The following is a 13,880-nucleotide window of genomic DNA, read 5'->3' as shown; positions in this document are numbered from 1 at the left end:
GCCGGCGTCGAGGCCGATGGCGTCGCAGGCCTCGATGACCAGGATGTCGAAGTCGGCCTCGAGGAGGTCGGGACGCTCCCCGGCGTCGGCCAGGAAGGCGTCGAGCCTGCCCCAGAGCGGGTCGGACGGCGGCGGCCGCGGGGGGCGCTTCGGCGCGTCCTCTGCGTCGTCGGGCAGCCAGTCGGCGGCCTCGTGCTCGGACCAGGCGTCCCGGATCCGGCGGCGCACGGCGGCGAGACGGCGGGCGACCCCCGCCGCGGGCGCCGTGGGACCGAGGGACTCCAGCGGCGCCGGCGCGGGCGGCGGCGCGCCGCCCTCGCGGGCGGCCTCGTCCTTGTAGCGGATGACCTTCAGCTCCAGCGCCAGGGTCTGGCGCAGGCCGCGGGCGACGCGGTGGAAGGCGGCGGCGAGCTTCGCCGCCTCCTCGGGGGTCTCCGCCTCCAGGGCGCGGTTCTGCAGGTCGCGCGCCAGCGTCAGGCTCATGGCCGCGAGCTCGGCCAGCATGGCCGAGTGGCGGTCCTGGGCTGCGGCGTCGGCGGGCATGAACGGAACGGGAACACGAGTTCCGCCGGAAGGCAAATATTCGGTGAGGGATTCTTTCGTCCCTCCCTTGATGGGGAGGGACAGGCCGCGAAGCGGTCAGGGTGGGGAATGGTGGGCCGGGTGGGGAGTCGGCGCTTGAACGCGACTTCCCCACCCCGCTCGCCTTTGGCGAGTCGACCCTCCCCATCAAGGGAGGGAGGGGCGCCTGGTCTGACTCCCCCACCCCGCTCGCCTTTGGCGAGTCGACCCTCCCCATCAAGGGAGGGAAAGGCGCTCTAGGGGATGTTCGGGCAGCCGAGGTTCTGCATCGCGCTCTTCGCGTCGGCCCGGATCTTGGCGGTGGGGTCGAGGCCGGTGAGGTCCAGGGCCTGGATGAGCTTGCCGAACAGCGCCCCGGCCCGCGCCGGATCGTACATCTCGTACTGCTGTCGGAGGCCGTCGCAGGACGCCGTCGCGGCCTGCCAGGCCTTGGTGCAGGTCTGCTGCGTCGAGAGCACCTGGGCGGTGGCGGCGTTGAGCGCGGCCGCCTCGTCGATGGCGCTGGCGTGCGCCTGGTAGACGGGCGCGCAGACCGCCGGCATCGTCCTGGCCATCGCGCTCAGGTCGGCCGGGCTCGTCACCGGCGTGTTCACCGGCATGCAGGGACTCCCGGCGTACTGCTGCTCGACCTCACTCCGATGGCGGTAGGCGTCGGGCACGCGCAAGTTCAGTTCGCCCAGGGACGCGGCCGCGTTGCGCAGGCAGTAGTCCGACGTGGCGTCCGCCTGGGTGATCATCTCGTCCAGCGCGTCGCCGTCGAGCGTCCGCATCGCCAGGTCGGGAAACCAGGGCTCCCCCACCGGAAACGCGGGCTGGGCCGCGGACGACTGGACCGCGAGCGCGCCCAGCGCCGCGGCGACGGTGAAGATCGACCGGTTCATGCAGGCCCCGCTCTTTCGCGAAACGACGTTAGGTGGCGCGGAGGGCGGGCACAAGCGGCGCGCCGGGCTCCCCGGCCGGGCGAACGCCGGTCTGCCGAAAAACAGGCTGGGCCTTGGACGAAGCGGCGCCGGCCCGTCGTTGGATCCTGCGTCAGGCCGCCGCATGCCGCGCCGGCCGGACGCGGGGCGGCGGGGGCCGAGCCGAAAGGGATAGAGACATGGCGGATGTGATGATCGGCGGCGTCGTGGCCGGCGAAGACGGGGGCCTGCGGCTCACGGGGACCTCGGCCGACGTCGGGCGCGAGCAGGTCTGGGTGCGGATCGGCGACGAATGGTTCAAGGCCAAGGTCGACGCGGCCACCGGCGACTGGTCGGTGAAGATCTCGGAGGACGACCTCGCCGACCTGATGGACGACGAGGCCGACGCCGAGGGCGGGGCCGACGGCGACGCGGCCACCCTGGAGGTGGAGGTGGGCGTCTACCTGCACCCCTCGCACCGGCCGGGCGTGGGCGCGCACAAGGTGCTGGCCGATCCGGACGCGGTGGACACCGCCGTCCTGACCCATGTGGACGGCGACGCCGAGCTGGTCGCCAACGGCTCCTTCGAGGCCGACCTGATCGACGAGGGAACCTGGGACATCCTGCCGCTCACCGGCTGGACCGGGACCGACGGCGGGATCGAGCTGTGGAACACGCTCGCCGGCCAGCCGGTCTCGGCCGACGGGGCCCAGCACATCGAGCTGGACAGCGACGCGCGCGTCGACGTGGTGGGCCAGGCGGTGAGCGCGGTGGCCGGCGAGGCCTACACGCTCTCCCTCGCCTACGCCTCGCGGGCCGAGACGGCCGGCGTGGGCGACACGACCGACGCCTTCGAGGTGTGGTGGAACGGGGCCCTGGTGGCGACGCTGGACCCGGAGAGCACGGCCTGGGCGACCTTCACCGCCGAGGTGACGGCGACCGGCAGTGACGTGCTGGAGCTGCGCGAGGCCGGCGCGAACGACGGCTATGGGGCGCTCGTGGACGACGTCTCCCTGGTGAGCGTGTCCGGGGCTGATGGGTGGGTGCTGGCGTAACACGCCGGCGCTCCGCCGCCGCCGGGGCTGGGGAGGTCCCGGCGGCGGATGGGGGGACTAGTGAGCGCGCGCCGGCCACGGGAAGAATCCAAGGCGGACACGCGCCTCCAGGTTTGCGCGGCTTGCAGAACCTCCGCGTGCGTCGCAACCTGTGCGCGGGTTGCCACAGCACACCACCTACGAGCACGGGCGGGGCGGGACTTGAAGAACGCGTATAGCTTCGACTCGATTGCGCGCGTCGTGCGGGCTTCCGACGCTCGCGACTTCGATGTCGACCTTAAGGTAGATCGTCAAACATTGGTGGAAGCAGCCGTCGCAGAAGCGATGCTTCAGCCGAGCTCCCTACGGCACACTACCTGTCTGCGAGTTCGCGGAAAGCCCTGCTATTTCTATTCTAAGTATAGCACCAATCTCGTCGTCCGCGCGACCGCGCGATATCTATCCCAGCGCTTCCGCGTCACCGCGCCCAACCGAGATCGCGTCGTCAGATCCGTTATCGAGGCGATGTCAGAGGCCACGCCCTTTCACGTCATCCGACGTGACATCAAGAGTTTCTACGAGACCGTGCCCGTGGCGGAACTCCATGACCGCCTTCTCTACGACACTGCGCTCCCGAGCCAAGTGCGCGCTCATCTTCGCGAGTACTTTAGCATCCTCCCAACAGGCACCACACAGGGACTCCCACGGGGGATCGGACTGACAACAATCCTCGCGGAACTCGCCATGCACGAGTTCGATCAGAAAGTTCGCGCCACACCTGGTGTTTATCGTTACTTTAGATACTCGGATGATATACTAGTATTCAGCATAGGCGATTTGACGACGACCGAAGCCGCCATATCCGATGCTCTACCGTCGGCGATGAAATTCAACGCTAAGAAATGCTGCTCGCGCAGTTACTTCCCCTCCGGGGCGGTGAGCCATCCGCAACAGTTTGACTATCTAGGATATAGCTTCAGCGCGCCAAGCCACCCTCCGTCCAAGCGGGGCAAGCCTCGCGAATGTCGCGTAGGGATATCCGACGTCAAAATCACCAAACTGAAGACCCGCATCGTTCTGGCGCTCCAGGAATACGAGAAAGCCCCGAACGATATGTTACTACTGTACAGGCTCCGATACCTCAGTGGCAATTTCAAAATTGCAAGACCACTTCGATATTATGAGTTGAGGAGTAAATTTACGCGATCTGGAATCTACTTCAACTATAAACGATGTGGGATCCACAACGGCTTCTCGCACACTCCATCACGCAGAACCGAACTTATGTCCCTAGACTGGTTTTACCAGAACCTCATAACGTCCAGTAGAAGCCGATACCTACCCACTCTTAGATCGAAAATGTCCCCTCCCCTGTATGCGCAGCTAAAGCAAATCTCCTTCTCCAAGGGCTACTCCCACATCATCTTCGCTCGCGTGCCGCGTGGAATGACAACAGCCGTCAAGTCGATCTGGAGAGACCATTAATGTCTCTGCGCTCTCTCAAGTATCGCGCACTCCTAACGGAAACGCTTCCGTTCGAAGCCCCCATAATATTTTCGAACAATATCCTCCACGCCAGCCTCTCAGCTCCAGCCTCAGACGGAGACACTTCGAGACTCTTAAGCCTCCTTAGACAAAAGGGCGGTAAGCACTCCCAACCCTATTCTTATCGAATTTCCAAAAATGAGACCCGGTACACTACGCTCGGGATAATTCACCCCGCCTGGCAGCTCGATATTGCCGAATTCTATGAGCGCCACTCGGAAACGCTACTCAACTACTGCGGCGATGAGCGCTTCAGCCTCCGGCGACCGTCGGCCGTTGCGTCGCCATTTCGTGAGCCAACCAGTCACCTCGAGGACGAAGATGCACGCCTTCGGCTTGGCGTCGCCCAGCAAGCGGCAGATGCGGGAGAGCCGGATGTCACGCACCTTTCCTCCTACTTCGCTTATCGGAAGTACAACTTGCTTGGAAAGTTTGCAGACTCCCGAGAACATCAACGGCTAGAGTCGCGCTTCGTCTACCGTAGAGAAATCGATGTGGCGAAATGCTTCTATCATATCTACACCCACTCCCTGACCTGGGCTGTCAAAGATAAGTCATTTTCCAAAGCTCATGCCAACTTCTTCAGTTTTGAAGATGCTATGGATACCTTGTTCCAGAATATCAATTACAATGAGACGAATGGGATCGTGGTGGGTCCAGAGTTCTCACGCATTTTCGCCGAGATAATCCTCCAAAGGGTCGACCGAGAAATCGTGCACAGCCTTTCAGTCCAAGGCCTGGAGGCGACGAAGGATTACGACGTACGGCGGTACGTGGACGACTTCTTTGTATTCGGAAATGAACTTCCGGTTCTGGATCGGGTTGAAGCTGCCGTCCGCCACGCGCTGGAACGCTTCAAGCTGTACGTCAATGAAGACAAGCTCTCCACCCTCAGCCGCCCCTTCGTCTCTCCGATTTCATTCGCCCGGCACGACATCGGGATCACCTTCCGGGAGGTCCAGCGACTCATTGGAGATATTCCCACGGCAGATCTGGGCGTAAGAGGCGCAGGAATTCTGCGCTCAGTTCGCGCACTCCTCAGCGACTTCCGGCTGATCGTGAAGAAGCATGAGATTGGGTTCGAGAACGTGAGCGGTTGGCTCCTCGCCAAGTATCGTCGGACAATCAGGCGAACCCTAGCAGCCGCGGAGCTGAGCGCTGGCCCGGCTAAGTCCACACTTATCGAGGTGGCTCTCGCTCTGCTCGACAGCGCATTCTACATCGCAGCGCTCGACACAAGAGTCAGGACGACGTATTCCATTTCCCACATCATCGGACTCTTTGAGGAGAAGAAGTCGCACTTCTATCCAGAACAACTTGATGAATTTCTTCATATTGTGAACGATAGATTGGTGGGGCTATTGAGGACGGCATTCGCTCGTGGAAAGTTTTCAAGTTCTGACGAGTATGTAGAAGGCTATAATCTGCTGATCTGCGGAGCGCACTTCATAGGTGCCGAATTTACTAGAGCTAAGCTCGTTCGGGATATACTTAATACAATTATAGAAACCCACGGCGACAGATATTTCGCGTATATCTCCGCAAAATTTTGCCTACTTAAGGACAAGCTTGCACATCGTGTCTCGTTAGACACCCTCAACGCGAAGGTGGATGGCTACCTTAGGGAACGCGGCAACCCCAAATTGATCAGCAACGACTTCCTATTGCTGTCAGACGTACTGAGCTCTCCCGACATAGATGTATCTATGAAACGCAGGCTATTTGAGGATGTTGTGGGCGGACGTCCGTCGCGAGCCGCAATCGCCTCTATCGTACCTCACGTTGGGTTTGTGGATTGGGACGGCCTTAGCGTCCGGCACCTACTGAAGCGGAAGACGTTGCGTCCAGTCTACGCTTGGGGCTAGCTTCAACTGGGACCACAGCTCCGAAGACGGTGTTGGCTTGCCGGCATCTACGGATCGCGCTTCCGGCGCGTCGGACCCGACGCGGCGTGTAGTTTCTACGCGCGTCTAGCGACTGGGAGGCTGTTGAGACGGGCTGAACCCGGTTAACGGGGGATGCACACACAGTACGGGGTTGTGGTTCCACCTTTCTCTGTTCCGCGCGACTTCTGAAGCCAGGTCACTCTGCACAGTTTGTCGCTTAGCGGCGGACTGCCCGACGGCTCGCGCCAGCTCAGCTGGCGAGGCTGAGCCCGGTGCCGCGACTTGCCCTCCTTCGCCACCCGCCTCGGCGCGCGCCCCCTCCACCGCTTGCGGGGGAGGAGCGCGGGGCGGCGCTGGCGGTGCGTTGGCTTGCCCCCTCCACCACCCGCTCTGCGGCGGGCGGTCCCCCTCCCCCGTTCGCGGCCGCTCACGGGGGAGGAGCTGGGCGCTGGGGGGCGGAACCGGCGGCGGGGAAAGGCTATTCTCCGGACGCGTTACCGGAGGCTTCGCCGTGAGAAGACAGCCCATCAAGCTCCTGATGCTCGCCGGCGCGGGCGCCGCGGCCCTGGCCGGGTCCGTGGCGGCGGCGCAGGGGATGAACCCGGGCAATCCGCCCGTGCCGCGCGAGCACGCCGCGGCGGTGGAGGCCTATGGCGGGCTCTATACGGGCCCCGCGACGGCCTATGTGGCCGAGGTGGGCGGCCGGGTGGCGCAGGCGGCGGGCCGGGGCGGCCGCTGCGGCTTCCACGTGGTCAACACCGACGTGGTCAACGCCTTCACCAGCCCGCCGGGCTGCCACGTCTACATCACCCGCGGGCTGCTGGGGCTGCTGTCCAGCGAGGACGAGCTGGCCGCGGTGCTGGGCCACGAGGTGGGCCATGTGACCGCCAACCATGCCGGCAAGCGGCAGCAGCGCAGCACGCTCACCACGCTGGGGGCCCTGGTGCTGGGGGCGGTCACCAAGTCCAGCGACCTGGCGCAGCTGGCCAGCGGGTTCGGCCAGCTCAACGTGCTGTCGTACTCGCGCAGCCAGGAGCTGGAGTCCGACCAGCTGGCGGTGCGCTACCTGACGGGGGCCGGGTATTCGCCCTATGCGCTGACCGACGTGATCGCCGCCCTGCAGGGCCAGGAGCAGCTGAAGGTGCGGGTCTCCGGGCGCGAGGCGAAGACCGCGCCGGCCTGGGCGCAGACCCACCCGCTGCACGGCGACCGGATCGTGCGGGCGGCGCAGCACGCGCGCGCCGCCGGCCGGCCGCCGGGACCGGAGCGCGAGGCCGAGTACCTGGCGCGCATCGACGGCCTGACCTTCGGCGACGACCCGCGGCAGGGCTTCGTGGAGGGCCGGCGGTTCGTGCACCCGGAGCTGGGGATCGCCTTCGAGGCGCCGGCCGGCTTCACCCTGACCAACGGCTCGCGGGCGGTGAAGATGGAGGGGCCGGGCGGGCTGCAGGCGATCTTCTCCGCGGCCCCGCTGCGCGGCGACCTGGAGGGCTACGCCTACGAGGCCCTGCGCGGCGCGGCCGGGCAGACGCCGGTGCAGACCGGCCGGCCGGAGCGCACCCGCATCAACGGGATGGAGGCGGTGGTCCTGCCGGCCCAGGCGGCCGGGCAGCGCGGCGTGGTGGAGGTGACGGTGGCGGCCTATGCGGCGGGGCCGGAGACCGGCTACCACTTCGTCACCCTGGCGCCGGCCGGGGGCTCGCGCGCCTTCGACCCGCTGATCGGCTCGTTCCGGCGGCTGAGCCGCGAGGAGGCGCGGGGCGCGCGGCCGCGGGTGATCGAGGTGGTGGCGGTGCGGCCGGGGGACACGGTGCGCAGCCTGGCCGAACGGATGGCGGTGGACGCCGAGCCGGAGGCGCATTTCCGGCTGCTGAACGGCCTCACGGACGGGCGCGAGGTGCGGCCGGGCCAGCGGGTGAAGCTCGTCAGCTACGGGCGCGGCGAGCGCCAGGCGGCGCGCCGCGGCGGCTGAGGCCGGTTCGCGCCTAGAACGGCATGGGCTCCGGCGGGCCGGCGAGGCGCAGCCAGGCGGAGTGCGGCAGGAGCTGGAGGTCGAGGCGGCCGGCGTCGGCGCAGGGCTCCAGGCGGGCGCGCAGGCCCATGGGGGCCTGCAGCAGCTCGCGGGCGGCGAGGTCGACCACCAGCAGGGCCGCGCCGACCCAGCGGGTCAGCGGGTCGGCGTAGTCCACGCGCAGGAGCTGGCGGGCGGGGTGGGCCGAGAGCTGGACGACGGTGACCGGACGGTCGTGGCGCGGCTTCAGCCAGCCGTCTGGAGGCGCGGGGTCGGGCATGGCGGCGGGGCTCCTCGTCGGCGGGCGACGGGGAGCGGGGTAGCGCGGGGCGTGCGGGCGGGCGCGTGATGGGGGTCACGCGGGCTGGGAGTGGTCCCCCTCCCCCGCTTGGCGGGGGAGGAGCTGGGCGGCGCTAGGTCTTGGGCCTGAAGCGCTTGGTGGCGGGGAAGCCCTTGGGGGCGAGCTTGCCGGCGGCGGCGCGCCGGCCGACCCATTCGCGCCATTCGGGCCACTGGCGGGTGCGGCCGTCCGACGTGGTCCAGGCGGCGCCGTCCTCGGCGTTGAAGACGAGCGCGTCCTTCAGGCCGCCTTCCCGGTAGGCCTGCAGCTTGACGCCCTTGCCGCGGGGCATCTCGGGGAGCTCGGCGGCGGGGAAGATCAGGATCTTGCCGTTGTCGCCCACGACGGCGAGGTGGTCGCCGGTCAGCGGCAGGCAGACCTGGGCGGCGTTCTTGCCGTTGGCGGACGAGACGTTGAGCACCTGCTTGCCGGCCCGGCGGAAGGCGATGGCCTCCTCCTCCGGCATGACGAAGCCGTAGCCCTCCTTCGAGGCCAGGACGCGCTTGGCGCCGGGCCTGTGCACGAAGACGTCGACCAGGCCGACCTTGTCGTCGAGGTCGATCATCAGGCGGAGCGGCTCGCCGTGGCCGCGGGCGCCGGGGAGCTTGTCGCAGCCCAGGGTGAAGAAGCGGCCGTCGGAGGCGAAGATCAGGAGCTTGTCGGTGGTCTCGGCGGGGACCAGGAACTGCAGCTTGTCGCCTTCCTTGAACTTCAGCTCGGAGGGGTCCTCGACGCGGCCCTTGGCGGCGCGGATCCAGCCGCGCTCGGAGAGGATGACGGTGATCGGCTCGCGCACGATCATCGCCTCCAGGGCGGCCTCGGTGTCGATCTCCGGGGCGTCGGCGAAGATGGAGCGGCGGTCGTTGAGCTTGCCGAGCTGGGCCTTGGTGTCCTTCAGGCCCTGGCCCACCAGCTTCCACTGGGCCTTGTCGGAGGCCAGCATGCCGAGGATGCCGTCGCGCTCCTCGGAGAGCTCGGCGTGCTCGCGGCGGAGCTCCATCTCCTCGAGCTTGGCGAGCTGGCGCAGGCGGGTGTTGAGGATCGCCTCGGCCTGCAGGTCGGTGAGCTCGAAGGTCTCGATCAGCCTGGCCTTGGGCTCGTCCTCGTAGCGGACGATGCGGATCACCTCGTCGAGGTTGAGGTAGGCGATGACCAGGCCGTCGAGGATGTGCAGCCGGGCCTCGATCTTGGCCAGGCGGTTGCGGGCGCGGCGGACCAGCACCTCGCGGCGGTGGTCGAGGAAGGCCCTGAGCGCCTGGCGCAGGTTCATCACGCCGGGCGTGCCGCGGGCGTCGAGGACGTTGAGGTTGACGCTGAAGCGGGTCTCCAGGTCGGAGAGCCGGAACAGGCTCTCCATCAGGACTTCCGGCTCGACGTTGCGGCTCTTGGGCTCCAGGACCAGGCGGACGTCCTCGGCGGACTCGTCGCGCACGTCGCCGAGCAGCGGGGCCTTCTTGGTCTCGATCAGGCCGGCGAGCTGCTCGACCAGGTCGGACTTCTTCACCTGGTAGGGCACCTCGGTGACGACGATCTGGTAGGTCCCCTTGCCGAGGTCCTCGCGGGTCCACTGGGCGCGGACCCGGACCCCGCCGCGGCCGGTCTCGTAGGTCTCCAGCAGCGACCGCCGCGGCTCGACGATGACGCCGCCGGTCGGGAAGTCCGGCCCCTGGACGTGGGCCATCAGGGCCTCGGTGGAGGCGTCGGGCTGGTCGAGCAGCAGGAGGCAGGCGTCGATCAGCTCGCCGGCGTTGTGCGGCGGGATGGACGTCGCCATGCCGACGGCGATGCCCGTCGTGCCGTTGGCCAGCAGGTTGGGGAAGCCGGTGGGCAGGACCACCGGCTCGGTGTCGGCGCCGTCGTAGGTCGGCTTGAAGTCGACGGCGTCCTCGTCGATGCCGTCCAGGAGCAGCATGGCCGCGGCCGTCAGCTTGGCCTCGGTGTAGCGCATGGCGGCGGGGTTATCGCCGTCGATGTTGCCGAAGTTGCCCTGGCCGTCGACCAGCGGATAGCGCTGGGCGAACTCCTGGGCCATGCGCACCAGGGTGTCGTAGATCGACTGGTCGCCGTGCGGGTGGTAGCCGCCCATCACCTCGCCGACCACCTTGGCGCACTTGCGGGCCGCGGCCTCGGGGTTCAGCCGCATCTCGCGCATGGCGTAGAGCACGCGCCGCTGCACGGGCTTTAGCCCGTCGCGGACGTCGGGCAGCGCCCGGTCGGTGATGACGCTGAGCGCGTAGGCCAGGTAGCGGCGCGACAGCGCTTCGGACAGCGGCTCGTCGATGATGCGGCCGTTCCCGTCGGCGGGGCCGCTGTCGGAGGGGGGCGGGGTATCCAGGGCCATCTTCGGTCCGTCGGGGCAGAATCAACTTCGATCGTGAGCCGTCACTCTTAGCGTGGCGGGGCGCCAGGGGCGATGCGGCGCAAGGGTCGCTCCACATCATTTGCGGGGATCAGAACGGCAGCGGCTGCAGGTCCGGCTCCACCCAGGCGCGGCGGGCCTCGGGGTCGAACAGGCGCGCGCGGGTCCAGTGGGCGAGCAGCCAGTCCGAGCGGCCGCAAGGACCGGCGAGCAGGCGGGCCAGCGCCTCGGCGCGGCTGCGGCCGGCCAGCGCCGCGGCGGCGGCGCGCAGCGAGGCCCGGGTGATGGTCTCGTGGTATCCCTCGGTGTCGGTGTTGGGGACGCCGGTGGCCAGGTTGTAGGCGCGGATCAGGCCCGGCATTTCGGCAGGCGCGTCGCGGCCGGGCTCGGCCAGCAGCCAGACGGCGGCGGCGAAGTGGGCGGCGTGGGTCCACTCGGCCTTGGGCAGGGTGCGGTCGGCCATGGCCCGGCCGATGCGGTCGATCTCGTCCTCGGTGAACATGCGAAGGCTCCTTGAAGGTCGGGGCCCGGCGGGGACGCAGGCAGCAAAAACCCCGCCGGAGCGGGGTTTGCGGGGGTCAGGCTCTCGAACGAAGGCTCAGACGCGCGCGAGCACCGCCACGGAGTGACGTTGCCTTTGCTGGGTCTGGTTGCGCGCGATGCGGGCCATGGCGGCGCTTGTAGCAGACCGCCGGTCGCTTGACAGCGACGATTACGCGCGTAAACGTTGCGAACGATTACGGGTGTAAACGTCATGAAGATCAGCGGCGCGGAAAGCGTGGTGATGGACGCCCTGTGGCGGCGCAGCCCGCGCACGGCCGAGGACGTGGCCGCCGAGGTGGCCGGCCCGCAGGGCTGGACCGAGGCCACGGTGAAGACCCTGATCAACCGGCTCCTGAAGAAGAAGGCCGTGGAGGCCGAGCGCGAGGGCCGCCGCTACCTCTACCGGCCGAGGCTCGCCCGCGAGGCGTGGCTGGCGGCGGAGAGCGAGACGGTGGTCGACCGGCTGTTCGGCGGGCGCGTGGCGCCGCTGGTCAGCCACTTCTCGAAGAGCGGGCGCCTGACGCCCGAGGACGTGGCCGAGCTGAAGCGGCTGATCGCGGAGATCGAGGAATGACCGGCGAGATCCTGGGCGCGGTCCTCCGCGCGAACGTGGTGGCGGCCCTGGCCGTGGTGCTGGTGCTCCTGCTGCGCCGGCCCGTGCGGCAGGCGTTCGGGGCCCGCGTGGCCTATGCGCTGTGGTCGCTGCCGCTGCTGGCGGGCCTCGCGGCGCTCGCGCCGCAGCCGGCGGCGGAGACCCTGCCGTTCGTGGGCGAGGCGGCGGGCGCCGCGGGCCGCGCGATGGCCGCCGCCGCCGCGACCGACCGCGGCGACGGGGTCGTGCTGTCGCTGTGGCTGGCGGGCGTGGCCGCGAGCGCGGCCTGGACCTGGCGGCTGCAGCGCCGGTTCGTCGCCTCGCTGGGCCGGCTGGAGCCGCTCGGCGGGACGCCCGGGGTCTGGCGCGCGGCGCGGGCCGACGCCGGTCCCGCGGTGGTGGGCGCGCTCCGGCCGCGGATCGTCACCCCCTCCGACTTCGAGACCCGCTTCGACGCGGCCGAGCGCGACGTGATCCTGGCGCACGAGGCCGCCCACCTGCGGACCGGCGACGCCTGGGCGAACGCCGTGCTGGCGGGGCTGAAATGCCTGTGCTGGTTCAACCCCCTGGTCCACTGGGGCGCGCGGGCGATGCGGGTCGACCAGGAGCTGGCCTGCGACGCCGCGGTGATCGCCCGCTTCCCGCAGGCCCGGAAGCTCTACGGCGAGCTGCTGCTGAAGACGCAGCTCGGAACCCAGCCCCTGCCGGTCGGCTGCCACTGGCCGGCGGGCTCGGCCCATCCCCTGAAGGAGCGCATCGTCATGCTGAAGTCCCCCCTGCCCGCCCGCGCCCGCAAGCGCCTGGGCCTCGCCGTGGTGGCCTCCCTCGCCGCGCTCTGCGCCGGCGCGGCCTGGGCCACGGGAGCTACGCGGACGACGGTCGGCGACCCCGACTGGGTCCAGCGGCCGACGCCGGCGGACGTCGTCGCCTTCTACCCGCCCCAGGCGGCGGCCGAGAAGGTCGAGGGCCGGGTGGTGATCGCCTGCCAGGTGACCGGCGCCGGACGGCTCGAGGGCTGTGCGGTCACGATGGAGGATCCCGCCGCCTACGGCTTCGGCGCGGCGGCGCTGAAGATGGCCGAACGCTTCCAGATGACCACCCGCAGCCGCAGCGGCGTCCCGACCGCCGGCGCCGACGTGCGCATCCCGATCCTGTTCCGGCTGCCCCAGGCCGGCTGAGACGCCGCTAGAGCCGTCCCGCCTCCGCCAGGCGGTCGACCAGCCAGAGGCGGGCCGGCGGCAGGGGGCGGTTCATCGGGTTGAAGATGAAGGCCTCGAGGAAGTGGGCGGTGAGGTCGAGGCCGGCCTTCACGTCGCCGGGCTGGAGCCTCGCCTGGGAGCTCAGCAGGAAGGGCGGCAGGGCGAGCAGGCGGTCGCGGTAGGGCTCGCCGGCCTCGCGGGAGACCGCCCGGCCGGTGCGCGGACTGACGTAGACCAGGTCGTCGGTGGCGCCGGTGGCGGCGCACTTCGAGAAGTCGAGGCCGAAGCCCAGCTCCTCCAGGAGGCCCGCCTCGAAGCGCACGAAGACGGCGGGCCAGATCTCCGGATGGGCGAACGCCCGGGAGAGCGCCTCGAAGGCCAGGTAGGCGCCGGGGTGCGGCTCGCGCTCGGGGAGCGCGCCTGCGGCCACGGCCGCGGCGGCGGAGAGGCCGGCGAGCGCCAGCTTGTCGTCGAACAGGGCCGCGGGCCCCTCCCCGGCCGGCTCCAGCGTGGCCGATCCGAGCTGGTCGGAGACCCGGGCGCGGTAGCGGGCGGTGACCGGGGCGCCGGCCTGCAGGAAGGGCTTCATCTTGCGCGAGCCGCCGCCGGCCACGTGGGCGGCGTACTTGCCGTGGCGCTCGGTGAGCAGCTCGACGATGGCCCCGGACTCCCCGTGGGCCCGGGCGGTCAGCACGAAGGCGGCGTCCTCGAATTCCATGAGGGCCGATGTAGCAGGAATGGGCGCGCGTCTCCTCTCCCCCGACACGAAGTGCGGGGGGAGAGGGTAGGGAGAGGGGCGGCCGGGCGTGAGGGTTCACGCCGGGGGTCGGGCGGGGGTCAACGAGGGCGCTGGCGGAAGCGTACGGGTGGCGGGAGCTCGGAGCCGCCCC

12 protein-coding genes are annotated in these 13,880 nt (G+C 69.0%); 6 read left to right on the top strand and 6 right to left on the bottom strand.

Annotation, left to right across the window (positions count from 1 at the left end; translation table 11 throughout):
- Together VM685_RS01115 and VM685_RS01110 are read right to left on the bottom strand one after the other, a co-directional pair.
- The coding region (locus tag VM685_RS01115; protein ID WP_325458266.1) for a hypothetical protein at positions 1-543 on the bottom strand (543 nt) is incomplete at its 3' end.
- Positions 544-818: 275 nt separating this feature from the next.
- On the bottom strand, positions 819-1,463 hold the full coding sequence (locus tag VM685_RS01110; protein WP_325458265.1) for a hypothetical protein: 645 nt from the start codon (positions 1,461-1,463) through the stop codon (positions 819-821).
- 218 nt (positions 1,464-1,681) lie between these two features.
- Here VM685_RS01110 and VM685_RS01105 point away from each other — a divergent pair, with 218 nt between their 5' ends.
- The 4 genes from VM685_RS01105 (at position 1,682) to VM685_RS01095 (ending at position 7,918) form a co-directional block, all read left to right on the top strand.
- Positions 1,682-2,536, top strand: coding sequence for a hypothetical protein (locus VM685_RS01105; protein WP_325458264.1), 855 nt, complete (start codon positions 1,682-1,684; stop codon positions 2,534-2,536).
- A gap of 48 nt (positions 2,537-2,584) precedes the next feature.
- Entirely contained in the window at positions 2,585-4,000 is a 1,416-nt protein-coding gene (gene drt3a / locus VM685_RS21000; protein ID WP_414693331.1) for an antiviral reverse transcriptase Drt3a, read from the top strand.
- Positions 4,000-5,925, top strand: coding sequence for an antiviral reverse transcriptase Drt3b (gene drt3b, locus VM685_RS01100; protein WP_325458263.1), 1,926 nt, complete (start codon positions 4,000-4,002; stop codon positions 5,923-5,925). Before drt3a ends, drt3b begins: the two co-directional genes overlap by 1 nt.
- A 532-nt stretch (positions 5,926-6,457) precedes the next feature.
- Entirely contained in the window at positions 6,458-7,918 is a 1,461-nt protein-coding gene (locus VM685_RS01095; RefSeq protein WP_325458262.1) for a M48 family metalloprotease, read from the top strand.
- A gap of 13 nt (positions 7,919-7,931) precedes the next feature.
- On the opposite strand, the gene VM685_RS01090 is transcribed toward VM685_RS01095, so the two are convergent.
- The 3 genes from VM685_RS01090 to VM685_RS01080 all read right to left on the bottom strand — a co-directional run bounded on the left by VM685_RS01090 (position 7,932) and on the right by VM685_RS01080 (position 11,158).
- Positions 7,932-8,237, bottom strand: coding sequence for a hypothetical protein (locus VM685_RS01090; RefSeq protein WP_325458261.1), 306 nt, complete (start codon positions 8,235-8,237; stop codon positions 7,932-7,934).
- Between the two features lie 133 nt (positions 8,238-8,370).
- Positions 8,371-10,638 (bottom strand): DNA topoisomerase IV subunit A, encoded by a 2,268-nt coding sequence (gene parC, locus VM685_RS01085; protein WP_325458260.1) that lies wholly within the window; start codon positions 10,636-10,638, stop codon positions 8,371-8,373.
- A gap of 109 nt (positions 10,639-10,747) precedes the next feature.
- Positions 10,748-11,158, bottom strand: a complete 411-nt coding sequence (locus tag VM685_RS01080) for a hypothetical protein (protein ID WP_325458259.1) — start codon at positions 11,156-11,158, stop codon at positions 10,748-10,750.
- A gap of 252 nt (positions 11,159-11,410) precedes the next feature.
- Between VM685_RS01080 and VM685_RS01075 the strand changes: the two genes are divergently transcribed.
- Both VM685_RS01075 and VM685_RS01070 read left to right on the top strand, forming a co-directional pair.
- The gene (locus tag VM685_RS01075) at positions 11,411-11,773 is read left to right on the top strand and encodes a BlaI/MecI/CopY family transcriptional regulator (protein WP_325458258.1); all 363 of its coding nucleotides are present in this window, start codon (positions 11,411-11,413) and stop codon (positions 11,771-11,773) included.
- Positions 11,770-12,969, top strand: a complete 1,200-nt coding sequence (locus tag VM685_RS01070; RefSeq protein ID WP_325458257.1) for a TonB family protein — start codon at positions 11,770-11,772, stop codon at positions 12,967-12,969. The genes VM685_RS01075 and VM685_RS01070 overlap by 4 nt, the downstream gene beginning before the upstream one ends.
- A gap of 7 nt (positions 12,970-12,976) precedes the next feature.
- Here the strand turns inward: VM685_RS01070 and recO are convergent, their stop codons facing one another.
- A complete protein-coding gene (gene recO, locus VM685_RS01065; RefSeq protein ID WP_325458256.1) occupies positions 12,977-13,708 on the bottom strand; it encodes a DNA repair protein RecO in 732 nt (243 codons plus the stop codon).
- Between the last annotated feature and the right edge of the window lie 172 nt (positions 13,709-13,880).

Origin of the sequence: Phenylobacterium sp. (assembly GCF_035539035.1) — a bacterium.
Taxonomy (GTDB): Bacteria; Pseudomonadota; Alphaproteobacteria; order Caulobacterales; family Caulobacteraceae; genus Phenylobacterium.
This window is presented reverse-complemented; position numbering and strand designations above follow the sequence as displayed.

Coding starts and splice junctions, on each gene's coding strand:
- VM685_RS01110 (WP_325458265.1), bottom strand. CDS start 1,463: ATGAACCGGTCGATCTTCACCGTCGCCGCGGCGCTGGGCGCGCTCGCG.
- VM685_RS01105 (WP_325458264.1), top strand. CDS start 1,682: ATGGCGGATGTGATGATCGGCGGCGTCGTGGCCGGCGAAGACGGGGGC.
- drt3a (WP_414693331.1), top strand. CDS start 2,585: ATGGGGGGACTAGTGAGCGCGCGCCGGCCACGGGAAGAATCCAAGGCG.
- drt3b (WP_325458263.1), top strand. CDS start 4,000: ATGTCTCTGCGCTCTCTCAAGTATCGCGCACTCCTAACGGAAACGCTT.
- VM685_RS01090 (WP_325458261.1), bottom strand. CDS start 8,237: ATGCCCGACCCCGCGCCTCCAGACGGCTGGCTGAAGCCGCGCCACGAC.
- parC (WP_325458260.1), bottom strand. CDS start 10,638: ATGGCCCTGGATACCCCGCCCCCCTCCGACAGCGGCCCCGCCGACGGG.
- VM685_RS01080 (WP_325458259.1), bottom strand. CDS start 11,158: ATGTTCACCGAGGACGAGATCGACCGCATCGGCCGGGCCATGGCCGAC.
- VM685_RS01075 (WP_325458258.1), top strand. CDS start 11,411: ATGAAGATCAGCGGCGCGGAAAGCGTGGTGATGGACGCCCTGTGGCGG.
- VM685_RS01070 (WP_325458257.1), top strand. CDS start 11,770: ATGACCGGCGAGATCCTGGGCGCGGTCCTCCGCGCGAACGTGGTGGCG.
- recO (WP_325458256.1), bottom strand. CDS start 13,708: ATGGAATTCGAGGACGCCGCCTTCGTGCTGACCGCCCGGGCCCACGGG.